We start from the raw sequence: 24244 nt of genomic DNA, 5'->3' as shown, positions 1-24244 counted from the left end.
AGAAAGTTAAACAACATTTTGTAAAGTAAGGTTTTCTTGACGTCGTAAGTTTCGATTGAAGTGACGTTTCTTGATCATTTCGAACCATTCATCTTCATAAACAAGATCGAGATAGCGGTCGCCGCGATCAGGCAGCAGCGTTAAGACGCATGAACCTTCGGGAATGGTTGGAATCAGTTTTTTTATGGCTGAAATGGAGGAGCCGCTCGAACCGCCTGCAAAGATTCCTTCATGTTCAAGAAGTTCTCTACAACCGAGTGCCGATTCATAGTCATCTACATAAATGACATCATCAATTTCATCGGGGGAGAGGAGAGCTGGGACAGTACTTGCTCCAATGCCGGGAATTTCGCGTGGACCAGATGTACCACCGAACAGCACAGAGCCGACAATATCGACAGCGATGACTTTTAATTCTGGAAATCTTTCTTTAAGGCGACGAGACACGCCCATAATCGTGCCGGAGGTACTTGCTCCAATCACGAGGTAATCAATCTTGCGATCAATTTGATTTAAGATTTCTTCTGCTTCACCAAAATAGTGACTTTTCCAGTTGTTTGGATTGGCGTATTGATTATTCCAAACAGCATTTGGTAGTTGTTGGCAGAGTCGTTTTACGGTGTCAATTCGGGTTTTTAAGTAACCGCCGTTTTGGTCTTTTTCAGAAACCATTTCGATATTGGCTTTGTAGAGCTTCAGCATTTGTAGGTTTGCTGAGGCAATTTTCGGGTCAATAACGGCAGTAAATTTTAATCCATATATTTTGCAGGCCATTGCAAGCGCAATAGCTAAGTTCCCTGATGAACTTTCAACAATATGGCTGTCTTTATTAATCACTCCAGATTTCAGGCCTTCCTGTAGCATGAATAATGCTGGACGGTCTTTAATACTTCCTCCTGGGTTTAACAATTCCATTTTCGCAATCACTGAGACTGATTGATGCGTGAATAGCCTTGATAGTTGTAATAGTGGCGTTTTACCTATGCATTCGAGAATATTTTCATGGATCATGGCAGATCTTCTCAGGTTTTTATGTGTTGTAAATGATAATTATTATTAATTAAATTATTATTACGATTTATTCCAAGATTGTTGCTGTTTGTAAAGAAAAAACAGGGGGAGTTATAGGAATTTTCACTAATTTTTTTGTTCTAATTCTTTGAATAATAAAATCTATATTTTACAAAAGGTTAAATTAATAAACTTTTTAAATATAAGCAGATAGGCAGGAACTTACTATTTTATAAAAATTAATCACAGTGAAAAAATAAGTGAGTTGACGAAAAATGAAGAAAAATAGGTAATGAGGAAAGTTTTTCCATTCATAACTCTTCATACCAAGGTAAGTTTATTGAAAAAAAAGCTGTAATTTGATAAAAAGAGCACTTCTTATGAAGGAGCTAAGTAGATAAAGCAGTGTTGAATAACTAGTCTTATTTTAAAAATGAAAATCTACTTATTGCCTACTTGAATCATTTTTCTAAAAATTAATCTAATTTAGCGATTAAGTATTATAGACGTGTTGTATTTATGACGACATATGTAAACAAGCCTTAATCTATAACATACGAACACTTTAAAATTATTGAAAATAAAGTTGTAAGGTGTAAGGGTTTGGATTTTTTTAATTATTATCGTGATCTTCAAGCTGAGTTAAGCAACTATCCTTGGCTAGAAATGATAGTTTCACTCACAATTTTGATTTTATTTGCTGCGTTGGCAAACTTTATTGCTAAGCGAATTATTGTTAGGGGAATCCGTCATTTAGTGACTAAAATCAAGTCACTTAACCAATCTGTTTTTGCTCAGCATAGTGTTATTAAGCGATTTGCCAATATTGTGCCAGCCATTGTGATTATGAATGGTATTACCACTGTTCCACACTTATCTGAAAAAGCCATTGCTTTGGTACAGATGGGCGCACAGGCATTTATTTTCCTGACTATTGCACTCACTATTAGTGAATTATTAAATATATTTAACTTAATCTATCAGCGTAATCCAAAATCTAGAAATAAGCCGATTAAAGGTTATTTACAACTCGTTAAACTCATCATTTTTGTTGTTTGTGGTTTGATGATTTTAGGTACCTTCCTTAAAAAGGATGTATTTACCTTACTGGCTGGCTTCGGTGCGATGGCAGCCGTATTAATGTTGGTATTCCAAAATACCATTTTGTCATTGGTCGCGAGTGTACAAATTGCTTCTTATGACATGGTACGTATAGGAGACTGGATTGAAATGCCATCGTTAAATGCCGATGGTGATGTGATTGATATTTCATTGCATACTGTCACAGTCCAGAACTTTGATAAAACCTATACCACCATTCCAACCAATAAACTCGTAACGGACACTTTTAAAAACTGGCGCGGTATGAGTAATGCCGGTTGTCGCCGTATGAAGCGTTCTCTTTATATTGATCAAACTAGCGTTCACTTCATGACTGAAGAAGAGCAGCAAAAACTTAAAGATTTTCTATTATTAGATCAGTATCTCAATGCCAAGCAATCTGAAATTGAAGAATTCAATAAGCATCTAGGAAGTCAGTCACGTTATAACAAAAGACGTTTAACCAATATTGGGACATTCAGAGCATATGTTGAATTCTATTTACGTCAGCATAAGGGCATTGCTCAAAACCAAACTCTTATTGTTCGTCAATTACAACCAACGAGTGAAGGTCTACCTTTAGAAATTTATGCTTTTACCAATACTACGGCGTGGGTTTCTTATGAAGCAATTCAGTCTGATATATTTGATCATCTCATCGCGATATTGCCAGAGTTTGGCTTAAGAGTGTATCAAGCGCCTTCAGGCCATGATTTTCAAAAACTAACAGTAGAATAACTAAATAGAGAATGCTATCTTTCTTGATTTTTCAAATAGATAGCATTCTTTTAATAATTTTATACATTAATTAATAATTATTTTTGGAAAATTATTATTAAATAGCGGTATAAATTGACTATACCAAGTTATGGGCGTTTCATAACTTGAAAAGATTAATTTTTAAGCAAACTCGATCTATAACTTTTCAGGAGTAAGGCTTAAGTAACAATTTTGACATTTTGAACAAAGAAAATACTAAATGTTTAAGAATAACAAACAATAAAGTTGCTTTACTAAAATTTGTTAGGTGAGTTGGAGTGTTTGAATGGCTACAGCAATAGAGAACCGAGCTAGACAACTTAAAAACGCAAAACGTGGAGGATATGCGCCAACCATTGCCAAAGATGTAAACAAACACAAAGTCCAAAAACTAAGGAGAGCTCTAGACGAAGCCCGGCGATATGTGAGTGAACTAAATGACGAAACCATTATCTTTGACGATCAAGACGCAAGGCAAAAGGCTGAAGGAGCCAAAGCAATAATTGAAATGTTTGAAGCAGCTTTAAGCGGTGCATGAGTACCATCAAGCTAAAACATAAATTATAAAAGACCTTGCTGAAGACACGGTTAACTTTTCAGTCCCTCGACTAAAAACTCGTTATTCAGCAAGGCAGCAAATAAAAAAATAATTCAAAAATTTCTATATTTTATTTTTAGATAAAACAGCACAAAAAAATATAAGTCAAATAATATTATTGATGAGCTTAATTTTTTCAGAAAATTATTACCAACTATAAAATCTTTCCGCACATAAAATGCGACGAATTTTGCATTTTATTTAATTGCTGTGGCTTATTATGGAAGGCAGTTTCACAACCCTCTTATTGATTACATTTGGCATTTCAACACTTACATACTGCAATAATATATCCATCATACTTCCCTAAAAATCTGATCAATCACCAAAGTCAGAATAAGAGGGAAGGAACCATGCCAAAATTTCTAATAATCGCCGAGAAGGTCTATAAAAAATTCGAAGAAGATAAATTGTTCTCTGATAACCTGATTGAACAATTAAATAATTTGGTCAGTATTATTCGAAAAGAGATAAAGGGAACCCCCTGTAAACTCAAATATAATTTTATAGACTTTGAAGAATGTCTAAGTAAACCCTTAAATGAATGTTCAATTAAACTCGACATGAGCTTAATGCCTAAATATAAAAATAAGGGTGAATATATTATGTGGTTAGCAAGCTTTATTGAAAGAATTACAACAGGTGGTCAGCCAAAACTTCCACCACTTTCAAGTATTGTACCTGCTGACTTTAATACTAAAAAAGAAACTCAATCCGTACTTGAAAGTAAAAAGGCAGTATCAGAAGAAAATGCCAAGATGATAGTGAACTATTTTAATTCCGAAGAGTATAAAAAAAATAATAAAAAAATAAATCTGGTTTAAAACCTATAAAAGTGTGTGTCCACCGCACTTTTATAATTGCTGATAAATTTCAGCAACCGCCTTCTGGGGCGGTTTTCTTTTATATAATTTATTTACTTTATTTGATGGTGACAGTCTTATAATATGCACTTTTTAATTATCATAAGCGAATATTACATATTATGAAATTACGATTTTTTATCTTGGGTTTACTTATTTGTACTAACACTACGGCGGCACCAAACACAAGCTTTGAAGATGAATATTATAGTCTTTTAGAAAAATTCCATATAGTTCAAGCACAAAGAGATGCTTTTATCAAAAAGAATGCGAATAAAAATTTAACCAGTTCGCAAAGGAAAAAGCTAGATTCAATAGAATGTAGCTATATGCAATCCGAATTAAAATATAATGAATTTCTTATTTCTAGATTTAAAGAATATAAAACTTTCATGAAAAGATCTGGTCTAGTAGTAGCTGCTGATAAAGAGTTAATTCAAATGGATATTGATTCTTTAAAAGAAGAAATAAATGGTCCTAATGGAAAGTGTAAATAACTATAAGCACCGATAACGGTGCTTTTTAAAAGGAATTTTTTTATTTTCAATACGATATACATTACATACTTAAACAATTAGATCATAAAAAAATCCATAACTTATCTGTATAGCATGTTAAGTTTTTCTACACATATATAAATTATAGAAGGACTAAAACATGAAATGTTCATATCAAGATTTGGATGGAAGCAGTGTTGAAATAACTTGTGAAAGTTACATACATATACCATCCGGTGCAGGAGTAAACAAAATAGCCGGGAATAATCGGTCGGCAGACCTAATACATATTACCGAAGATTTCAGTTTTTTTAAGAAAACACAAGCAGATTCAATACCCATCTATCGATTTGCTGTTGATGATAATTGTAATGTTTTTAATAGTGATGAGTTACCAGCTTTGGCACAGATTGGAACAAATTGGAAGGTTTTAGATGAATAGTTTTTAAAATGAAAACATAGTCTATAAGTTAATTTTAAATATTTTGTAAAATTTATCAAATAGTAAATATTTAACTAAACTTAATAGAGGTATTATAGACAGCTAAATTAGATGTAGTCTGAATATTTATAGGCAGTTTTAGACTAAATGTTGCATAGTGAGAAAGAACATGAAGCGCCTTATTACATTATTTTTATTGCCTTATGCTACGGGTACATTCGCTCAAGAGCCCTTCGAAGTCAGTAAAAGCTGTTTTATTGTGAATGGTAAAAATAGTACTGAGACTTGCTTACTCTCTTCTACGAATAACTTAAGTTCTAACTTTGAAAGATTAACTTTTCCAAATAGCAAAGTATTTATAAAAGAATCAAATATTTGTTCTCATGAGGATTCATGTATTTCTGTGGGAAGTAATTTATCGAATTTAAAAGATGCGACTATTTATTATCGTGATTTTAAAACTAAAAAGATTATTGAAGTCCCTGAAAAAGATTCATGGACATGCTTTAAGCAACAGCATGATCGGTTAGATTTTTGTGTTTCCTACAATTAACAAAAGCTTACCTCTAAGAGTGATAATTAAAGTAATGAGCGAAAACTAGTTAAGTATCCCTCTCATCTCTAAAACTGCTGCTATTTAATTATCAATGCTTTAATTATGTGTGCTCCATTCTAATTTACATTTCTATGCGAGAAGTACAAAAAAGTCTATAAACCTATGCTGATCGTAATATGGATAGTCAGTATTTATAACCTAATCAATGGAAACTATATGAGGTAAGACATGACTAAAATTATAGCTACCCTAGGTTTAGCAGCAATTATTTCAGTCTCTGTTGCGGCATGCCAAGGCGAGAACGATACCAAACAGCAAGATAAAACCACAACGCCGCACTCATTAGATAAAGACTCATAAAACTAAAAAAGCCCATCAATAGATGGGCTTTTTTAATCTTATTTTCATTTAAAAAATGGATTACTCACAAACACTAAACCGACTGAAAAAAATGAGTCATCTTTAGTCTGATTTAAACGGTTACCGTAACTTGCGTTGAACTGTATATTTTCTTTGTACAACATATATTTAATACCGGTTTGATAAAATGAATCACTTCGATCATTTCCATACACTTCAGCAGTAACCGTTAAGGGCTTCGTAATGAATGTTTCTGTACCCACACCCCAAGTAGTTTGCTCGCGGTGAGTGGTGTGTTCTCTAAGCCAGCCCACATTAGTATGCAATAAGAAATGGTCATCCAACATAGAAATACTTAAGGGCACATTCACAGTCCAATCTTTTTCACTAGTGTGGTTGTTATTAATTTGGCTAGAAAATGAAACACCAATTCCCCAGTTATTGGTCTCAAGTGGTTTTATAAGCGTTTTCCCTTGAACAGTTGTATAAGTGATATTACCTGCCTCATCAGAAAAATGACGCCCCAAACCTACACCAAACTCAAAATTGCCACCAATATTGCAAGAAGGAATAACCCAATATTCCTTATCTTTAGAATTATTCTGCATCCATGAGTCAAGTTGACAAGAATGGGCTGGGACTAAAGAAGCATCATCAACGACCATTGGTCGTCCAGCATAGCTACAAATAAATGCCAAGCAAGTGCTAAAAAAAACGATAGATTTTTTAAAATTAAGAAATAGCATGGATGACTCCAAAACAACAAGGAGCATATGTAAGTATTTACTTGTTTTTTAAAACAACTGATAAATAAGAAATAAAGCAAAAGGGAAGGACTCTCTTAAATCCACAAGAGAGCCAGTGGGCTTTAGTGGATACTTAAATCTGAGTCGATGATTTATTCTTATCAATCGAGCAAGTACTCACAATGAAGCCCCTAAAAATTCGTTGCGCGGATTCTAAGGCGGTTTTTATAAGCTGGCAAGTTAAAGTTTCATGACATATATTTTTTGAACAACTATTAAAAGACTTACAAACTCAAACGTTACTCATCAAATTTATACATAAAGTAAAATTTAATAAAAAGTATCTTTTTTATAATTATTTAAAAGAATTTTGAGGGTTAAAAATGAAAAAAAATATTAAAATTTTATTATTAACAGGATTAATTGCAACTTTACCATTAACTGTTGTTGCTAAAAATGTTGAAACCAAAGTAAGCTTTTTAAAAGGTTCTGATCAAACAACTTTAACAGGAAAATTTCAGGGCTATGATGATGTAAGGTATCGAGTTTTTGCAAAAAGTGGTCAGGTTTTAAAATTTAATATTAATAGTTATAGTAACTTAGCTTATATTAATGTTTTTGCTCCAGGTCAAAAGCCAGGCAAAGATAAGGCATTATTGGTAGGCTCGACTACAGGCTCTTCAGGAGAAGTAATACTACCCGTTGATGGTGACTATATTATTCAAGTTTATCAAATGAGAAATAGTGCACGAAAAAATAGAACCGTATCATTTAATTTAGATCTTCAAATAGTAAATAATAAAAATATAAAGTACTAATTAAGGCAATCTATATAAAAGCTCTAATAATTAGAGCTTTTATAGAAGATTAAAAAATATTAATTTAAATAAATTGACTCATGAATTCCGCACTTTTCAACAAAAGCTAAATCATGAGAGACTAATAACACAGCACCTTCATAGCTAGAAATAGCATTTGCAAATAGCTCTCTTGATTCAATATCCAGATGATTTTCTGGTTCATCCAGTAATAAAAGTTCAGGCATAGTCTCTGCATGACTTAAACCTAACAATGCGACTTTTAACTTCTCACCACCACTCAGTTGAGCTAAAGGATAAGTCCCTTTTTCACCACGAAGCCTAAGCTGACCTAATAGATTTCTCCACTCTAACTCAGAAATATCAGGATTAATATTTCTTAAATTCTCAACAGCAGAGAGATGGTCTAACAAAAAGCTGAAGTTCTGATCTAGATAGAAGCAATTTACAAACAGGCTAATTTCATCTGTATGCGCTACAGCAGATTGAACAATCTGTTTAAGCAAGGTTGATTTACCGACACCATTACGACCAACTAAGTGAGTTTTTTGAGAAGCTTTGAGGGCAAAATTGATGGGTTGCTGTGTTCCATAGTGGAGTTTTAAGTCATGAACTCTAAGAATTTCTCCTGAACGTTTTTGAAAAGAGGGGAATATAAATTGTTGAGGTTTAACAGTTTCCAGAAGTGATTTTTTATTTTTCAAATCCTGCTGGCTTTGCTCAATTTGACGGTGATGTTGAGACTGGATTGCTCCTAAACTTTGTCCAGCCTGTTCTTTTTTAAAGTCGAGTAAAATTTTAGCTTGTGAGTTTGAATCACGAAGTTTGTTGCCAGCACGCTCACGTTTTTGTGCTTTCATTAAAACATCATGTTGCTTCTGCTTCATGTGCTTAACTTCACGTTGATGTTGATGTACAGACTGTTCTAAAGCCTCAACTCGTGTTTGATATTGCTCATAAAAAATTTCATAGTTTCCTGTAGTGTGCTGTAAGCCATGTTCATTTAAGTGATAAATATGGTCCACTTCATTTAACAAAGTTAGATCATGGCTAATGATAAGAGCACCCGCCGGATGTTTCTTGAGGTGATGAATTAACCACTGTCTAGCATCTTGGTCGAGATGGTTACTTGGTTCATCAAGCAATAGATAGTGGTCGGTTTTTAAAAATAATGCTGCTAACGCTAACTTGGTTTTTTGTCCTTCACTTAACTGTTTCACCGGAAAGTTTAAATCGGTTGGTAAGTGAGCCGATCGCAATAAGGCTTCCCAAACAGAAGGGAGATCCCAATTGCCTTCTAATAAATCATAATCATCGAATTCAGCTTCGCCTTGTTCTACTCTTTGCAAAGCTTTATAAAGATGGTCAATCTCTAAAGCTTCTGCAATGGTGGATGAAGAAAGGCGTGTTAATTGAGCTAAATATGCATGCTTAGACAGCCAAGTAATTTGACCACTAATGTGCATTTCTTTGGTGGGCGAAATCTCTTGGAGCAATTGCATAAGTAAAGACTTACCTTGACCATTGCGGCCAATTAAAGCTGATACGTGATGATGCTCAAGTGAAAAATTTAATTCTTTAAACATCACTTTTGAAGGAAATTCTAAAGTGAGCTGCGATACTACACATGCCTGCTGAGTCATAAAAAACCTCATAAATACAGGATGTACAAAATAGGAAAGTTAAGCTTTAAATAAAGACGTTAAGTCACTAAAAATAGTCTATTTTGCACATCAAAAAAGAGAAAATTGATGAGAAAAAAGACTTACTTCATTGGCGTGACTCACAAAATAGAAGAGGAAAGAGACTAATAGTTTATAACGGTTTTTAAGCTGTGTAAAACTTATGCATTTTTTTATGATGAAAAGCCTAATCACTAGATTAGGCTTTTATTTGCCTAATCAATTATTCTTTTACCACCAAAACTTGAATTTTAGTGCTGTTTAGAACATCTTGTGCAAAACTACCTAAAATAAGTTTTTGGAAACCTTTGCGACCATGAGAACCAATAACGATCAGGTCTGATTTTAAGTCTTCTACAGCTTTTAAAATGCCATCAGATGAGATTTCACCTTGAATAATTTGTGTATCAATATCAACGCCTTCTTCAGCACATAAGGCTTTTACCTTGGCAAGCGTTTTTTCAGCATTCGCACGCGCTTCAACAAAATAATCTTTTACAACAGGAGAGATGTAATAAAAATCAACACCACTAAATGGATCTACTGCAACAAGACTAATTGCTGTAAGTTTACTACCAAAAGCTTTAGCAATATGGGCAGCTTGTCGGGCTGCTGCCAAAGAAATCTCGGAACCATCCACAGGTACAATAATATGTTGATAATTCATAATGTTATTCCTCTTATTTACAAGTTGTTATATGTATGAAGCTTTTCTTACTTAAAGATTAACACATTTGTTTAAAGGTAGAAATCAATTCAATTAAGTTGTCATTAAATTAAATAAAAATGTAATATATAATTGATTTTTATTGCTTTTAAAATGAAATTGCTTGATCGATATAGAGTAGAGTGAAAATTTTATTTTTTAGATGAACTTTACAATAAATTACTTTTCATATTTTTGTCATACAGAACTCGTATAACCAAATAATATATTGAGTGGGGGAGTATAAGAATGGCAGATTTAACAGCAAAGAAAGTAAGTAAACTTATTGAAGAATTTCGCCAAACAGGTAAAGAACCGGAAAAATTAGTAATTGGATATAAAACTTATGCAAGACTTATGGCGGACGATAAGTTTGCTGAAAAAGTAGTACCTTCACTGGAAAATTCAAAAGATCGTTTATATAAAAATCTGAAAATAAAACTTATTACTGAAAAGCACTATTTTGAAGTTAAATAAATTATAATTGTGATATTTGTCACAGTTTATTTTTTATTATTAACATTTAGCAAGAATTATTAACATATTGTTTTTGAGTTAATACAAAGAAGGTGTGTATTCAACATTTGAGAACAGTATTTATTGCTAAAAGCGCTAGAATGAGTTGATTTTATCGTAAATGGTTGAATAAACTAAATGTTTAAGTTAATTATAATTTTATTTTATCTACTCGCTATTCTAGGTGTTTTATCTATACTAGGCGGTGTATTAACTTTAAGCTTCTTTTTGATAATTATTGGTTTAGGACTAATCTGTGCTGCATTACTATTGAAGAAAGAATTTAAAATCGATGTTTTGTTTTGGAAATAATCAGCCGTTATATATTATTAATTCAATAAAAATAATTAAACCACCTCATCTAGAGTGAGGTGTATATAAAATACTTAAATATTATATATGATGTTGTAATTTATTGGTCTCAACAGTATTTATTACAATTCTAAGTAAAATAGAAAATTAAAAATTATTTCAAGTATTTAAAAATAAAAAGATTTCCTTTAGGATTAAAGTAAAATGAAGTTGTCTCTTTAGTATAAGGCAAACGATAACAAAACAGAGGTGTACGCATGAGCTATAAATACGAATATGCAGGGTTCTGGTTACGATTTGGTGCAATGATTATTGATACACTTATTCTTTTTTTAGCAATTATTCCAGCTGCATGGGTTTTTTATCGTGGAGATTATGATCTGATATTTGCGACAGGAATGAGTAGTAAACCGCAAAACTATTGGTTTGATCTGATTGTAAATTATGCTTTTCCATTTTTATATACCGTTTTATGTTGGCTCTACTTTGCAGGTACACCAGGTAAACGCCTTATGCGTTTAAAAGTTCTCGATGAAAAAACGGGAAATAAGTTAACTTTGATGCAATCCATCATTCGTTATATTGGATATATTCCATCCATCTTAGTATTTTGTATTGGCCTTATTTGGGTGGCATTTGATCCTAAAAAACAAGGCTGGCATGACAAAATGGCGAAAACTGTGGTAGTCAAAGAGCTGTGATTTTAAGCTGGAATTTTGTTAATAAAAAATTACAAAAAAAATCTTGTGTGTTATAGAGTAAAACATATACTTGCCGCGAGTTTATTTAATGGAGATCCTAAATGGGTAGTTGTTCGAGGTTCGAGTTTAATTATCAATTAAACCAAAGCCAATACTGAGCAAGATAACCATTAGGAAGGGCTATCTTGCAATGAGATAGCTTTGTAAAAAATTAGATTAAACCTATACAAATTATTTTTTGTAATTAAGTACTTCAAGCACTTATCTATTTAGTTTCTCGCTAGAAATGGGGAGAAGCCAATGTTCTTATATGCTTCCACACACTGCTATAACTACCAAAATTCAATTTTGGTAAATAATTCGTCTCATACGATTCAAAGTATTCGAGCTATGTTCAAGCCCGCGACTTTCCGTCAGCGTTGGTTCGGCTTTGGGCTAATTTTCTCTTCTTCATCGTAACTTTACGATCTCCGATTCCTTTCTAAATTTTAAATTTTTATAGACTTTATTTATCAATAAGGTCGAGAGCTTTGTACGCCTAAAAAATGGAGGATTTCGCGATGAAATTCTGGCAACGACTCTTCACAGCATTTTTACAAAGATTTCATTTGATGCGTTTTTTTGGTCGTAATCGATCTTTTAAAGAGCTACATCAATCTAGCTATGCTCAAGAAATTAGCAAAAATTTATCTATGCGTTTGCTCGATGCATCAAGAGCCCAATCAAGTGATTTATTAAAACAATTCGATACTCATTACACAGGGCTTACAGAAGAACAAGCACATACCCAGCAAATGGCAGTGGGGCTTAATGAGATCACTCATGAGAAGCCATTAACTTGGTGGCAACATCTTTGGTATTGCTACCGCAATCCGTTCAATATTTTGCTTAGCCTTTTGGCATTAATTGCTTTTTTTACCGATGATTTAACGGGTTCAACCATTATTAGCGTGATGGTTATTCTCTCGACGTTACTTCGTTATTGGCAAGAAGCAAAATCAAATCAAGCTGCAGATGCTTTAAAGGCAATGGTAAGTAATACTGCTACAGTACTGCGTCATCAAGTTAGTGCAGAAGATTTAGAGCTTATGCATGAGCGTTATGGCATTGATATTAAAAACCAAACCAATCACCAATTTGAAATGCCAATTCAATATTTGGTGCCAGGTGATGTGATTTTATTATCTGCAGGTGACATGATTCCTGCTGATTGCAGAATTTTAAATGCCAAAGATTTGTTTGTCTCTCAAGCTGCAATGACTGGTGAATCAATGCCTGTCGAGAAATTTCCATTGCAGAAAAATCTCGAAGAAACGAGTGCTTTAGAGTTAGATAACATTGTATTTATGGGGACCAATATTGTTTCTGGTTCGGCTCAGGCAGTTGTTTTAAGTACGGGTATTCAAACATATTTTGGTGCACTCGCTCACCGTGTTACAGCTACTGATCGAAGTAACACGGCATTTCAAATGGGTGTCAACAAAGTCAGTTGGTTACTTATTCGTTTCATGTTGGTGATGGCACCTGTTGTACTTTTTATTAATGGTTTCACTAAAGGTGATTGGACAGAGGCATTTTTATTCGCATTATCGGTTGCTGTTGGTCTTACTCCAGAAATGCTACCGATGATTGTGACTTCAACTTTAGCCAAGGGTGCGGTTTTCTTATCTAAAAAGAAAGTAATCGTTAAACGTCTAGATGCGATCCAAAACTTTGGTGCAATGGATGTTCTGTGTACCGATAAAACTGGAACGCTAACTCAAGACAAAATCTTTTTATCTCAACATATTGATGTTCATGGGGAAAAATCAGACTTTGTACTCATGCAAGCATTTTTAAACAGTTACTATCAAACTGGTTTAAAAAATCTGCTTGATGTAGCGGTATTAGAAGCTGTTGATGATCAGATCAAAACTCAAAAGTTACGTTATAAGAAGTTAGATGAAGTTCCTTTTGATTTTGATCGCCGCCGTATGTCGGTTGTTGTAAAAACCCCTCAAGAAAAAGTGCGGATGATTACCAAGGGCGCAGTTGAGGAAATGTTAAATGTTTGCCGTTATGTCGAGGTAAATGGCAAAGTAGAGCCTTTAACAAAGCAACGTGAAGTCGCAATTGAAGCATTAACTCAACGTTATAACCGAGATGGCTTACGTGTTGTTGCTGTAGGGTATCGTGAGTTTGATAATAATCAGGAAAATTATTCGGTTGTTGATGAAAGTGATTTAATTTTAATTGGTTACGTCGCATTTCTTGATCCACCTAAAGAGTCTGCTCGAGAAGCAGTACAAAGTTTGCATGCTCATGGTGTAACCGTAAAAGTACTTACTGGTGATAATGAGTTTGTCACTCAAAAAGTGTGCCGAGAAATTGGCCTGAACTATGATCAAGTTCTATTGGGCGGTGTAATTGAAACCTTAACCGATGAGCAGCTCAAAAGAGCAGTAGAGCAATACCACATTTTTGCGAAGCTTAGTCCTGTACATAAAGAACGTATTGTTGAGCAGTTAAAAGCCAACGGTCATGTAGTTGGTTTCTTGGGAGATGGTATTAATGATGCCGCGGCTATACGCGCTGCCGATATTGGTATTTCAGTAGATACGGCAGTAGATATTGCGAAAGAATCAGCAGATTTAATCTTGCTTGAAAAAAGCTTGATGGTGCTTGAAAAAGGTGTAATTGAAGGCCGTAGAACTTTTGCCAATATGTTGAAATATATCAAAATGACGGCAAGTTCAAATTTCGGTAATGTTTTTTCGGTATTAATTGCGAGTGCTTTTATTCCATTTTTACCAATGCTGCCTATTCACTTACTCATTCAAAACTTACTTTATGATGTGTCACAAATCGTGATTCCATTTGACAACGTTGATGAAGAGTTAATTGCAAAACCGCAGCGTTGGCAACCTGAAGAAGTTGGCCGTTTCATGGTGGTGTTTGGACCGATTAGCTCTATTTTTGACATTATCACTTTTTGTTTAATGTGGTTTGTGTTTTCGGCAAATACACCTGAACATCAGACTTTATTCCAGTCTGGCTGGTTCGTAGTGGGGTTACTCACTCAAACGTTAATTGTGCATATGATCCGTACGGCTAAGATTCCATTTATTCAGAGTCGTGCTGCAACCCCATTGTTAGTCATGACAGTAGTGATTATGTGTATTGGTATTTTCTTACCAATGGGCCCTTTAGCAAGTTATTTAAAACTGCAAGCTTTACCATTAAGTTATTTCTTATATTTGCCTTTAATTTTAATTGCTTATATGTGTATTACTCAATGGGTGAAAAAAATCTATATCCGCCGTTACGGCTGGCAATAAAATTATAGGTGCAAGATGAAGTTGCAATTTCTACAACATGCAGATTTATCTAATATTGTTGATACATTAATTAGTCTCTCAGTTGCTTTTATTTTAGGGGCGTTAATTGGATTTGAACGGCAATATAGGCAACGGACTGCTGGTCTTCGAACCAATGTACTGGTCGCTGTAGGTGCTGCAATTTTTGTGGATGTTGCAACAAATCTTACTGGAGCAGATGGCGCTGTTCGGGTCATTGCTTATGTGGTTTCGGGTATTGGTTTCTTGGGCGCAGGTGTAATTATGCGTCAAGAAGGTAACATCCATGGCTTAAATACCGCAGCAACTTTGTGGTGTTCTGCTGCGGTAGGGGCTGCTGCGGGTTCTGACTTAATTATTGAAGCCATACTGGCAACAGCTTTTATTTTATCTGCCAATACGTTGTTAAGACCGATTGTTCATATCATTGATCGTCGTCCATTAGACGATGATACAGAGGTTTTACATGTAATTTATATTATCTGTGACCGAAGTCAGAGCAAAGTAGTTATGGATGAATTAAATCTAACGTTGAAGCACCACAATTACCCTCCCAAAGACATTGATGTAACACCTTTTGGAGAGAAAGAGGTTGAAATAGAAGTGACCTTAATTGCGACTTCAATTGAAGCGGAAGAAGCGCAGCATATTATTAACCACTTAAATGCGATGCCACAAATAAGACAGGCTTTTTGGGATAAAAACGCAATTAATTAATTTAATGAGACTTTGCACTTAATTGTTTATGAAATGCTCTAAATGGTTAAGCGCAAAGTTTCTATTGTAGGTGTTATTTTTTAACCTTAAATTTAAGGACTACAAATACAATAATACCGACAATTAGTCCCCAAAATGCCGAACCAATACCGAAAAATTGGATACCCGAAGCACTACATAAAAAGGTAAATAGTGCTGCTTCACGGTCTTCAATTGGGCCAAAGGCAAGCGCAATGTTATGGCTAATGGTGCCAAGTAATGCAATACCTGCTAAAGCTACAATAAAAATATGAGGAAAGGACATGAGTAAGCTTGTCAGTGTTGCTGCAAATAGTCCCATCAATGCATAGAAAAAACCAGAGCTTATGCCAGCAATATAGCGTTTACTTGGGTCAGGATGAACTTGATCATCAAGGCATACAGCCGCACTAATCGCGGCAATATTGACGCTATAACAACCAAAAGGCGCAAGCAAAACTTGGGTTAAACCGGTCCAGCCAATGAGTTGATTGACATGTGGTTTATAGCCATAACTTTTAATCATGGCAATACCGGGTAAATACTGTGAAGCCATACTAATCACAAACAGTGGTAGCGCTAAGCCTAAAACTGCTGACCAGCTAAAGACAGGACTAATCCAAACAGGTTTAGCCAAAGACCAGTGAAGTGTAGGCATATGAAAGTCTAAAAACACAGGGCAGAGCACAACACCAGCAAGTGCTGTGAACACGATGCTATAACGCGGCCATAATCTTTTGGTAAAGATATAAATGAAGAGTAAAGATAAAAGGAATGCCCAATCATTTTGCAAACTTGCGAAAAGTGAAATACCAAATTTGAGTAAAACGCCTGCAAGCATGGCACTGGTCAAGCTTTGAGGAATATATGAAAGCGCCTTTTGAAATATTCCTGAAAAACCTAAAACCGCAGTCAGTACACCAACAACTAAAAAAGCACCAATTGCTTCATTTATGCTATATCCACCGCCAGTTGCAATAATTAAAGCGAGACCGGCAGTAGACCAAGCTGTTGCTACAGGGTATTTAAATTTCCAAGAAAGGATGAGTCCTGATAAACCAAGACCCAAACCTAAAGCCCAAAACCATGAGGTGATTTGTTCAGGTGAAGCATTTAAAGCTTGGGCTGCCTGAATCACTAAAATAGCCGAAACACTAATACCAATTAGAAAGGTAATGAAACCCGCGAATACGGCTGGAATAGAAAAATCTTGAAGAATCTTTTGCATGGCTAAATGTTCTAAGTCCCTGAAAAATTAATATGTTTCTGCCTATATTTTCAGCCAGATAAATCTAACAATTTTTTTAAAGAAGGTGCTTTCTATTTTGGGTGTAAAAATGAAATAATATTTTTTAAATAGCTATAAATGCTATTATTCATTTCATAAAAATTAATGAATACTGGATATTATTCTTATGGATGAACAAGCTGAAAATTTAACACCTCTTGAATTGAAAATTATGCGCTGTTTACAAGAGAATGGTCGTTTAAGTAATGCTGAACTGGCAAAACTTGTTGGCATTAGTACTTCGTCATGTTGGAACCATACTCAGCGTCTTTTTAAGATTGGGGCCATCTTGGATGTGCGTGCTCGAATTAATCCGGGTATGGTGCAACGTGAGACCATTGTTTTGGTCGGAGTAGTGCTGGATCGCTCGACACCTGATAGCTTTCAGGCATTTGAACAAGCAGCAGGTGATTTGGAGAATGTTCTAGAATGTTACTTGGTTGCCGGAGAAGTCGACTACTTTCTAAAAATTCGTGTTAAAGATTTAGCTGCTTTTAACCGTTTTCATAGTGAAAAAATTATTGCTTTACCTGGGGTAAGACAGGTAAGAACATTTTTTGTACTTAATGAAGTTAAAACAGATGGCATGCTGGCATTTTAACAACCTAATAGATTCTGACTTCCTTAACTCGGCAGCTTACATTGTTGAAGTTGCCAACTTTAAGCCAAATCCGAAAAATAAAATACCAACTAAGAAAATTCCGCTTGCTGCAATTTTATGGTTTTGTTTAAAAAAAGTTGAAAGTTTAATTCCAGAGAAAATGAGCGCAGTTAAATAGCTAAAACTAATAATTTGTAAAATTACCGCTAAGATTAAAAAACTTAAAGCTGGATAAGCATAATCTGGTTCAACAAACTGCACAAAGAAAGACAGGAAAAATAAAATCGCTTTAGGGTTGAGTAAACTAATACTTAAGGCTGTTTTATAAGGGTGAACTTTATCTAAAGCAGGTAAATCAGCCATTTCTGCTTGGGGTTGATTACGTAATTTCCAGCGCTGAATGCTGCCTTGTAAAAGTTTAAAACCTAAATAAGACAAGTAAAGTGCACCGACGAGTTTAAGTACGATAAAAACCCAAGGGAACGCTTTAAGTAAAGAAGCTGCACCAAGTACGGTACAGAGCATTAAAATTAAGTCACCGGTAAAAATACCAAGTGCCCCCATATATCCGGTTTTAATACCATAGCGTGAAGCAATTGACATCACATAAAGGGAATTGGGTCCAGGCAATAACACAATTAGGAATGTACCAATAATATATGTTGTTAAGTCTGTTATGCCGAACACGAGAAACCCAATAAAAAAAACCGATTTTTGTCATGATAACAAAAATCGGTAATTTTGTATGAAAAGTGCAGTTTTTAAGATTTAATTTCTGCATCAATTCCAAAAGATTGACGTAACAAAAGGCTTAATTGATCTCGCGCTTTAATAAAGCCATCAACACCACCTTGTAAAAGCTGGAATGCCATTAAGTCATGATTGAGTTCGTCTTTAAAACTTTGCTCATCTTGAGCTGGTCTAACAATCGCTTCTGCCTGTTTTGCTTTGTTTGCATCAAGTGCTGCATCGACTGTACGCGTATCTTGTTCAAGCTGCGTTAGTAAGCTTGGTGAGATCGTAAGCAAATCACATCCTGCAAGGCCAAGCACTTGGTCGATACTACGGAAGCTCGCGCCCATGACTTGAGTTGGAATATTTTGCTGCTTGTAGTAAGTGTAGATTTTCTTAACTGAAACTACACCTGGGTCTTTCTCGATTGGGTAAGAATCTACACCTTCAGCTTTTTTGTACCAGTCTAAAATACGGCCTACAAAAGGTGAGATTAAAGTAACTTTGGCATCTGCACACGCTTGGGCTTGATGTAAACCGAAAAGGAGAGTGAGGTTACAAGCAATCCCTTCAGCTTCTAAGACTTTAGCCGCTTGAATACCTTCCCAAGTCGATGCAATTTTAATAAGAATACGTGACTGATCAATACCATATCCTTTATAAAGCTCACATAATTCATGTGCTTTTTGAATGGTCGCTTCGGTGTCGTATGAAAGGGCAGCATCAACCTCTGTTGAAACTCGGCCTTCAATGAGTTTTAAAATTTCTACACCAAATTTTACGGTTAAAATATCAATGGTTCTCTCGATCAGCTCATCATTTTTATAGCCTTCTTCTTTGGCTTGATAATAAGCGTCTTCAATGAGCTCTTTACTTTCAGGTTGTTCTGCCGCAGCGGTAATTAACGAAGGGTTCGTTGTAGCATCTAAGGGACGAAATTTACGAATTGCTTCAAGGTCGCTACTGTCAGCAACAACGGTCGTTAATGTTTTTAATTGGTCAAGTGCTGTATGAGTCATTGATATTCAACATCTTCAATAAAAAATCTTATGTTTTCTTTATAGCACAAACTCTATCCATACTGTCGATATATCAATTGTTATGTTTCAAAGAAAAACGTTTAGGTTCTGCATCTAAATTGAAATGATTTTACGGAGTCGATTGCATTCGCTTATTACGAATATAGTCAATCAAAAACCGTGCAGCAGCGCCGAGTTCACTTTCGCGGCTCCAGACCAAATCAACGTAATATTCAAAGCGCGGTGTAAAATCAAATACATCTAATGCTTTAAGCTTGTTGTTTAACTCAGGGTTTTCTTTAAACATCTCTTGCGGCAGTACTCCCCAACCCAAATTACGTAAAATCATTAAGCACGCAGAGTGGTGGTTGTCTGTACGCCAGTAATGTTTTGAAAATAATAATTCGGGTTTTAAGGTTTCATCTCGACTTGCTACCACAATTTGTCTCGTACCCAAAATCTGCTCATATGAAACATGCTCTTGGCTTGCGAGCGGATGGGTTTTTGAAATAACAGGAATTAAGGCTTCACCTTTGAGTTCAACAAACTGTTCTCTATTGTCTAAATGCTCACGTTCAAACATAAGGGCCAGTTGGGCAGAGCCATCTAATAACATTTGAAGCGCATCTTCTTGAGGGGCAGACACAATATTAATTTGTAAGTCCGGAAAACGGCTTTCTAGTAGACAAACATAGTCGGTCCAATTGGTATGTAACAGCTCAGACACTACAACAATAGTAAGATTTGGTTCCAGCCCAGTACTTAATGCATGCGCGTGCTGTTTCCATTGATTCATTTCAATCAATAGTTGTGCCGTCTTTTCATATAGCACTCGTGCTTCGGCTGTAGGAGTAGGTTCGCGGCCTTTGCGTTCAAATAAAGTCAGGTTCAGATCGATTTCTAAATTAGCAATCGACATGCTCACAGCAGAGGGGACTTTACCGAGTTTCCGTGCTGCTGCTGAAAATGAACCTGTTTCCATAACGGCTTGGAACATGAGAAGTTGTTCTTGATTAATATTCATCTGTCAAAAAAATTGAAAGAACCTGATTGGATTAATCAAAATTATAAAAATAAAATGCACATTATCCAAGTTATTATTGAGTATTTAAAAATGTTGATTTCCAAGAGAAGACTCATTCATGCAATCAGTTATGAAGGAATTTTGTTGGTCATCATTGCGATTGCATTAAGTTTTATTTTTGACATGCCGATGGAAGTGACCGGAACACTTGGTGTGTTTATGGCAGTGGTTTCAGTTTTCTGGAATATGATTTTTAACCACTATTTTGAAAAAGTAGAGCATAAATTTAATTGGGAAAGAACGGTCCCTGTGCGGATTTTACACGCGATTGGTTTTGAGGGTGGTTTGCTGATTGCGACTGTTCCAATGATTGCATATATGATGCAAATGACAGTGATTGATGCATTTATTTTAGATATTGGCTTAACCTTATGTATTTTGGTTTATACCTTTATTTTCCAGTGGTGCTATGACCATATTGAAGATAAGTTTTTCCCAAATGCTAAAGCGGCATCCCTTCATTAATTCACATAGATTGAAATGAAATAAGCACCCAGATGGGTGCTTATTTTTTGGTCGATAAATAGAAATTATTTTTCTACAATCGCAACCACACCTTCACCACCTGCTGTACAGATCGAGATTAATGCGCGGCCTGAACCTTTTTCATTAATTAATTTAGCTGCAGTAGCCAAGATACGACCACCAGTTGCAGCAAATGGGTGACCTGCACCTAAAGATGAACCATTTACGTTAAGTTTAGAACGGTCAATTGAACCTAAAGGTGCATCTAAGCCAAGACGTTCTTTACAGAATTTTTCATCTTCCCAAGCTTTTAGGGTAGAGAGTACTTGAGATGCAAATGCTTCATGGATTTCGTAGAAATCGAAGTCTTGAAGCTTAAGGTTAGCACGCTTAAGCATACGAGGTACTGCATAAGCAGGAGCCATCAATAAGCCTTCTTTAGGACCGTTCTTACCAATAAAGTCAACAGCTGCTGTTTCTGAGAAAGAAAGATAAGCTAAAACTTCATGTCCGTTTTCTTTTGCCCATTCTTCAGAAGCAAGCAATACCACAGACGCACCGTCAGTTAACGGAGTTGAGTTACCTGCAGTCATTGTTGCAGTTTCGCCTTTACCGAAAACTGGTTTTAACTTAGCAAGTTTTTCAACTGTACTGTCAGGACGTAAGTTGTTGTCACGGTTAAGACCTAAGAATGGAGTCATTAAGTCATCAAAGAAACCACGCTCATAAGCAGCAGCAAGTTTTTGATGGCTGCTTGCAGCTAACTCGTCTTGTGCTTCACGAGTGATACCCCATTCTAATGCAGTGATTGCTTGGTGCTCACCCATTGAAAGGCCAGTACGTGGTTCACCATTGCTTGGTGCATCAAGAAGCTTTTTAAAATCAATTTTTGTTAAAGCTTTAAGGCGGTCTTTACCAGTTTTAGCAACATTGAGCTCAAGTAAAACTTTACGTAAACCATCACCTACAGCAATTGGCGCATCAGAAGTGGTATCTACACCACCTGCAATACCTACGTCGATTTGACCAAGGGCAATTTTGTTGGCAACGACAAATGCTGCTTGTAAACCTGTACCACATGCAATTTGAATATCATAAGCAGGAGTTTCAGGAGCAAGATCTGTGCTCAATACAACTTCACGAGTCATGTTGAAGTCACGGCTATGTTTTAAAACAGCGCCCGCAACAACTTCACCAATACGCTTACCTTGTAAATTAAAGCGCTCAACCAAACCATTCAATGCTGCTGTCAGCATGTCAGAATTAGACGCTTTAAAGTAAGCAGTATTTGAACGTGCAAATGGAATACGGTTGCCACCAAGGATTGCAACGCGGCGAACAGTGTTTTGACTCATGGTTTTATCCTGTTGAACAGAAGTTTTGGTTTTTGTTGCTTTTGGTGCTGCAGCTACATTTGAAGATGTAGACGGGGTTGCTGAAGCAGCGCTCTTACTACGAGGGCTGCGTGCAGGTGCAGTCGTTGAACGAGTACGTGTCGTTTTTGGTGTATTAGTTGCTGCTTTAGGAGTAGTGCTGTTACGCTTAGCCGTGTTAGAAGCCGACTTTGATGTATTTGACACTTTTTCCTGAGCAGAATTCTCGACTGCTGGATTTTCTTGAGTTGTTTTGCTCATAAGGCTTTTCCAAGCATAATAACGATATTCTTGTTAGCTACCTTAACACAATTCAAATAGACCTGTATTGACTAGAATGACATTGTAGATAGTATTCAGGTCAAGACATCCAAAGATGAACTCAAGTATGATTTGGAGTAACTCTAATGAACGACTGCTTTCATATTGTTTCTATCCATCTCATAACATAATGAAGCCTGTCGTAGAAAATTCATTTCTTTGAGAGATAATAATCATGACTGATCAATACCAAGCATTTACGCAATCTCCTATTGGTAAATTCGTTGTTAAAAATCTGGGTTTACCTTCGCCTGTTGTATTAGAGCGTTTTGAAAGTGCTCAGCCAGTAGTGAAAGGTGCAGTATTGGTTGGCGCGGCGCCTTCAAGCGTTTTGTCTGGTGCGATTGCACAAGTACTTAGCAATATTCATGCAGATAGCTATGTAGGCAATAATGTTGCATTACAACAAGAAGCTGCAAAAGTTGGATTAAATTTACGTCCATTCAATGCAGGCGATAAAGAATCAAAATTCAAAGCTGTTGTATTTGATGCATCTGGTATTCAAAACTCAGAACAGTTAAACGAACTTTATAAATTCTTTAACCCGATTGCACGTCAAGTTGCGATTTCTGGTCGAGTGATTGTTATTGGTACAACGCCTGAAACTGCAAAAACTGTAAAACAGGCGATTGCTCAGCGTGCACTTGAAGGCTTTATCAAATCTGTAGGTAAAGAATTTAAAAAGGGTATTACTGCTCAAGTTGTCTATGTTGATGAAGGTGCTGCTGCAAACCTTGAATCAACTTTACGTTTCTTGCTTTCTCCGCGTTCGGCTTATGTATCTGGTCAAGTGATTCGTGTATCTAAGGCAGATGTAGTTGATGTTGATTGGGCAAAACCGCTTGCTGGTAAAACTGCGTTGGTAACAGGTGCGAGCCGTGGTATCGGTGAAGCCATTGCGCATGTATTGGCACGTGACGGCGCGCATGTTATTTGTCTAGATGTACCACAACAACAAGCTGACCTTGACCGTGTAGCTGCTGATATTGGTGGTTCTACATTGGCAATTGACATTACAGCTGCTGATGCGGGCGAAAAAATTAAAGCTGCTGCGGCAAAACAAGGTGGTTTAGATATTATCGTTCATAACGCCGGTATTACACGTGACAAAACTTTGGCAAACATGAAGCCAGAGCTTTGGGACTTGGTCATTAACATTAACTTGTCTGCTGCTGAACGTGTAAATGACTACTTATTAGAAAACGATGGTCTAAATGCAAATGGCCGTATTGTTTGTGTATCATCAATTAGTGGTATTGCGGGTAACCTTGGTCAAACCAACTATGCTGCTTCAAAAGCTGGTGTAATCGGTTTAGTGAAATTTACTGCACCTATCTTAAAAAATGGTATTACCATTAACGCAGTAGCACCTGGCTTTATCGAAACTCAAATGACTGCGGCAATTCCGTTTGCAATTCGTGAAGCAGGTCGTCGTATGAACTCAATGCAACAAGGCGGTTTACCTGTTGATGTGGCAGAAACAATTGCATGGTTTGCATCAGCTGCTTCTACAGGTGTAAATGGCAACGTTGTACGTGTGTGTGGTCAAAGCTTGTTGGGCGCTTAAGCACTCTTAGCTAAATAGGGGTGCTTGTGCATCCCTTTTTTATTCAAGAATCTATA

25 protein-coding genes are annotated in these 24244 nt (G+C 35.8%); 16 read left to right on the top strand and 9 right to left on the bottom strand.

Features of this window, described 5'->3' with window-relative positions; genetic code table 11:
• Positions 1-6: 6 nt before the first annotated feature.
• Positions 7-1011: a 2,3-diaminopropionate biosynthesis protein SbnA gene (gene sbnA, locus J678_RS20025; RefSeq protein ID WP_031944644.1), complete on the bottom strand. Its 1005-nt coding sequence runs from the start codon at positions 1009-1011 to the stop codon at positions 7-9.
• Positions 1012-1614: 603 nt separating this feature from the next.
• Between sbnA and J678_RS20020 the strand changes: the two genes are divergently transcribed.
• From J678_RS20020 to J678_RS23350, 7 genes are all read left to right on the top strand, one after another.
• Positions 1615-2850, top strand: a complete 1236-nt coding sequence (locus J678_RS20020) for a mechanosensitive ion channel family protein (RefSeq protein WP_002048675.1) — start codon at positions 1615-1617, stop codon at positions 2848-2850.
• A gap of 307 nt (positions 2851-3157) precedes the next feature.
• A complete protein-coding gene (locus J678_RS20015; protein WP_002048677.1) occupies positions 3158-3409 on the top strand; it encodes a hypothetical protein in 252 nt (83 codons plus the stop codon).
• 413 nt (positions 3410-3822) lie between these two features.
• Positions 3823-4293 (top strand): hypothetical protein, encoded by a 471-nt coding sequence (locus J678_RS20010; protein ID WP_004886619.1) that lies wholly within the window; start codon positions 3823-3825, stop codon positions 4291-4293.
• Positions 4294-4475: 182 nt separating this feature from the next.
• Complete coding sequence (locus J678_RS20005) at positions 4476-4829, top strand: hypothetical protein (RefSeq protein ID WP_224272965.1); 354 nt, start codon at positions 4476-4478, stop codon at positions 4827-4829.
• A 160-nt stretch (positions 4830-4989) separates the two neighbouring features.
• On the top strand, positions 4990-5271 hold the full coding sequence (locus J678_RS0104580) for a hypothetical protein (RefSeq protein ID WP_004886623.1): 282 nt from the start codon (positions 4990-4992) through the stop codon (positions 5269-5271).
• A 169-nt stretch (positions 5272-5440) separates the two neighbouring features.
• Entirely contained in the window at positions 5441-5824 is a 384-nt protein-coding gene (locus J678_RS20000) for a hypothetical protein (RefSeq protein ID WP_004886625.1), read from the top strand.
• Positions 5825-6055: 231 nt separating this feature from the next.
• The gene (locus J678_RS23350) at positions 6056-6187 is read left to right on the top strand and encodes a hypothetical protein (protein ID WP_002048661.1); all 132 of its coding nucleotides are present in this window, start codon (positions 6056-6058) and stop codon (positions 6185-6187) included.
• Between the two features lie 44 nt (positions 6188-6231).
• On the opposite strand, the gene J678_RS19990 is transcribed toward J678_RS23350, so the two are convergent.
• The gene (locus J678_RS19990; protein ID WP_017393401.1) at positions 6232-6933 is read right to left on the bottom strand and encodes a hypothetical protein; all 702 of its coding nucleotides are present in this window, start codon (positions 6931-6933) and stop codon (positions 6232-6234) included.
• A gap of 383 nt (positions 6934-7316) precedes the next feature.
• On the opposite strand from J678_RS19990, the gene J678_RS19985 reads away from it, so the two are divergent.
• On the top strand, positions 7317-7751 hold the full coding sequence (locus J678_RS19985) for a hypothetical protein (protein ID WP_002053610.1): 435 nt from the start codon (positions 7317-7319) through the stop codon (positions 7749-7751).
• Between the two features lie 59 nt (positions 7752-7810).
• Here the strand turns inward: J678_RS19985 and J678_RS19980 are convergent, their stop codons facing one another.
• Entirely contained in the window at positions 7811-9394 is a 1584-nt protein-coding gene (locus J678_RS19980; protein WP_017393400.1) for an ATP-binding cassette domain-containing protein, read from the bottom strand.
• Between the two features lie 262 nt (positions 9395-9656).
• Positions 9657-10100 carry a universal stress protein gene (locus J678_RS19975; RefSeq protein ID WP_002053669.1) on the bottom strand — a complete coding sequence of 148 codons (444 nt, stop codon included), beginning with the start codon at positions 10098-10100 and terminating at the stop codon, positions 9657-9659.
• A gap of 288 nt (positions 10101-10388) precedes the next feature.
• Between J678_RS19975 and J678_RS19970 the strand changes: the two genes are divergently transcribed.
• The 5 genes from J678_RS19970 (at position 10389) to J678_RS19955 (ending at position 15720) form a co-directional block, all read left to right on the top strand.
• The gene (locus J678_RS19970) at positions 10389-10616 is read left to right on the top strand and encodes a hypothetical protein (protein ID WP_000774578.1); all 228 of its coding nucleotides are present in this window, start codon (positions 10389-10391) and stop codon (positions 10614-10616) included.
• A 177-nt stretch (positions 10617-10793) separates the two neighbouring features.
• Complete coding sequence (locus J678_RS23920) at positions 10794-10967, top strand: hypothetical protein (protein ID WP_002053667.1); 174 nt, start codon at positions 10794-10796, stop codon at positions 10965-10967.
• Positions 10968-11224: 257 nt separating this feature from the next.
• Positions 11225-11668 carry an RDD family protein gene (locus J678_RS19965; protein ID WP_002053613.1) on the top strand — a complete coding sequence of 148 codons (444 nt, stop codon included), beginning with the start codon at positions 11225-11227 and terminating at the stop codon, positions 11666-11668.
• A gap of 560 nt (positions 11669-12228) precedes the next feature.
• Positions 12229-14985: a magnesium-translocating P-type ATPase gene (gene mgtA, locus J678_RS19960; protein WP_017393399.1), complete on the top strand. Its 2757-nt coding sequence runs from the start codon at positions 12229-12231 to the stop codon at positions 14983-14985.
• Positions 14986-15000: 15 nt separating this feature from the next.
• Positions 15001-15720 carry an MgtC/SapB family protein gene (locus J678_RS19955; RefSeq protein WP_002053619.1) on the top strand — a complete coding sequence of 240 codons (720 nt, stop codon included), beginning with the start codon at positions 15001-15003 and terminating at the stop codon, positions 15718-15720.
• 73 nt (positions 15721-15793) lie between these two features.
• Here J678_RS19955 and J678_RS19950 read toward each other — a convergent pair whose 3' ends face one another.
• Complete coding sequence (locus J678_RS19950; RefSeq protein ID WP_017393398.1) at positions 15794-16966, bottom strand: benzoate/H(+) symporter BenE family transporter; 1173 nt, start codon at positions 16964-16966, stop codon at positions 15794-15796.
• A 187-nt stretch (positions 16967-17153) separates the two neighbouring features.
• Between J678_RS19950 and J678_RS19945 the strand changes: the two genes are divergently transcribed.
• Positions 17154-17627, top strand: a complete 474-nt coding sequence (locus J678_RS19945; protein ID WP_000344223.1) for an Lrp/AsnC family transcriptional regulator — start codon at positions 17154-17156, stop codon at positions 17625-17627.
• Between the two features lie 36 nt (positions 17628-17663).
• Here the strand turns inward: J678_RS19945 and leuE are convergent, their stop codons facing one another.
• The 3 genes from leuE to J678_RS19930 form a co-directional block, all read right to left on the bottom strand.
• On the bottom strand, positions 17664-18314 hold the full coding sequence (leuE, locus tag J678_RS19940) for a leucine efflux protein LeuE (RefSeq protein ID WP_000467074.1): 651 nt from the start codon (positions 18312-18314) through the stop codon (positions 17664-17666).
• Positions 18315-18388: 74 nt separating this feature from the next.
• On the bottom strand, positions 18389-19378 hold the full coding sequence (tal, locus tag J678_RS19935) for a transaldolase (protein ID WP_000149851.1): 990 nt from the start codon (positions 19376-19378) through the stop codon (positions 18389-18391).
• A 130-nt stretch (positions 19379-19508) separates the two neighbouring features.
• The gene (locus tag J678_RS19930; RefSeq protein WP_017393397.1) at positions 19509-20402 is read right to left on the bottom strand and encodes a LysR family transcriptional regulator; all 894 of its coding nucleotides are present in this window, start codon (positions 20400-20402) and stop codon (positions 19509-19511) included.
• Positions 20403-20492: 90 nt separating this feature from the next.
• Between J678_RS19930 and aceI the strand changes: the two genes are divergently transcribed.
• Complete coding sequence (gene aceI / locus J678_RS0104570) at positions 20493-20927, top strand: chlorhexidine efflux PACE transporter AceI (RefSeq protein WP_050456377.1); 435 nt, start codon at positions 20493-20495, stop codon at positions 20925-20927.
• A gap of 65 nt (positions 20928-20992) precedes the next feature.
• On the opposite strand, the gene J678_RS19925 is transcribed toward aceI, so the two are convergent.
• The gene (locus tag J678_RS19925; RefSeq protein ID WP_000047940.1) at positions 20993-22561 is read right to left on the bottom strand and encodes an acetyl-CoA C-acetyltransferase; all 1569 of its coding nucleotides are present in this window, start codon (positions 22559-22561) and stop codon (positions 20993-20995) included.
• 235 nt (positions 22562-22796) lie between these two features.
• On the opposite strand from J678_RS19925, the gene J678_RS19920 reads away from it, so the two are divergent.
• The gene (locus J678_RS19920; RefSeq protein ID WP_017393395.1) at positions 22797-24188 is read left to right on the top strand and encodes a 3-oxoacyl-ACP reductase; all 1392 of its coding nucleotides are present in this window, start codon (positions 22797-22799) and stop codon (positions 24186-24188) included.
• The last annotated feature ends 56 nt before the right edge of the window (positions 24189-24244 follow it).

The organism is Acinetobacter sp. 1424608 (assembly GCF_000588255.1).
GTDB lineage: Bacteria > Pseudomonadota > Gammaproteobacteria > Pseudomonadales > Moraxellaceae > Acinetobacter > Acinetobacter nosocomialis.
The sequence above is the reverse complement of the archived record's forward strand: the minus strand, read 5'-3'. Positions and strand labels throughout refer to the sequence as shown.

Coding starts and splice junctions, on each gene's coding strand:
- J678_RS19975 (WP_002053669.1), bottom strand. CDS start 10,100: ATGAATTATCAACATATTATTGTACCTGTGGATGGTTCCGAGATTTCT.
- J678_RS19945 (WP_000344223.1), top strand. CDS start 17,154: ATGGATGAACAAGCTGAAAATTTAACACCTCTTGAATTGAAAATTATG.
- J678_RS20015 (WP_002048677.1), top strand. CDS start 3,158: ATGGCTACAGCAATAGAGAACCGAGCTAGACAACTTAAAAACGCAAAA.
- sbnA (WP_031944644.1), bottom strand. CDS start 1,011: ATGATCCATGAAAATATTCTCGAATGCATAGGTAAAACGCCACTATTA.
- mgtA (WP_017393399.1), top strand. CDS start 12,229: ATGAAATTCTGGCAACGACTCTTCACAGCATTTTTACAAAGATTTCAT.
- J678_RS19950 (WP_017393398.1), bottom strand. CDS start 16,966: ATGCAAAAGATTCTTCAAGATTTTTCTATTCCAGCCGTATTCGCGGGT.
- J678_RS19965 (WP_002053613.1), top strand. CDS start 11,225: ATGAGCTATAAATACGAATATGCAGGGTTCTGGTTACGATTTGGTGCA.
- J678_RS19970 (WP_000774578.1), top strand. CDS start 10,389: ATGGCAGATTTAACAGCAAAGAAAGTAAGTAAACTTATTGAAGAATTT.
- J678_RS19985 (WP_002053610.1), top strand. CDS start 7,317: ATGAAAAAAAATATTAAAATTTTATTATTAACAGGATTAATTGCAACT.
- J678_RS19990 (WP_017393401.1), bottom strand. CDS start 6,933: ATGCTATTTCTTAATTTTAAAAAATCTATCGTTTTTTTTAGCACTTGC.
- J678_RS23350 (WP_002048661.1), top strand. CDS start 6,056: ATGACTAAAATTATAGCTACCCTAGGTTTAGCAGCAATTATTTCAGTC.
- J678_RS19955 (WP_002053619.1), top strand. CDS start 15,001: ATGAAGTTGCAATTTCTACAACATGCAGATTTATCTAATATTGTTGAT.
- J678_RS19930 (WP_017393397.1), bottom strand. CDS start 20,402: ATGAATATTAATCAAGAACAACTTCTCATGTTCCAAGCCGTTATGGAA.
- tal (WP_000149851.1), bottom strand. CDS start 19,378: ATGACTCATACAGCACTTGACCAATTAAAAACATTAACGACCGTTGTT.
- J678_RS20000 (WP_004886625.1), top strand. CDS start 5,441: ATGAAGCGCCTTATTACATTATTTTTATTGCCTTATGCTACGGGTACA.
- J678_RS0104580 (WP_004886623.1), top strand. CDS start 4,990: ATGAAATGTTCATATCAAGATTTGGATGGAAGCAGTGTTGAAATAACT.
- J678_RS19925 (WP_000047940.1), bottom strand. CDS start 22,561: ATGAGCAAAACAACTCAAGAAAATCCAGCAGTCGAGAATTCTGCTCAG.
- J678_RS20010 (WP_004886619.1), top strand. CDS start 3,823: ATGCCAAAATTTCTAATAATCGCCGAGAAGGTCTATAAAAAATTCGAA.
- J678_RS19920 (WP_017393395.1), top strand. CDS start 22,797: ATGACTGATCAATACCAAGCATTTACGCAATCTCCTATTGGTAAATTC.
- J678_RS23920 (WP_002053667.1), top strand. CDS start 10,794: ATGTTTAAGTTAATTATAATTTTATTTTATCTACTCGCTATTCTAGGT.
- J678_RS19980 (WP_017393400.1), bottom strand. CDS start 9,394: ATGACTCAGCAGGCATGTGTAGTATCGCAGCTCACTTTAGAATTTCCT.
- aceI (WP_050456377.1), top strand. CDS start 20,493: ATGTTGATTTCCAAGAGAAGACTCATTCATGCAATCAGTTATGAAGGA.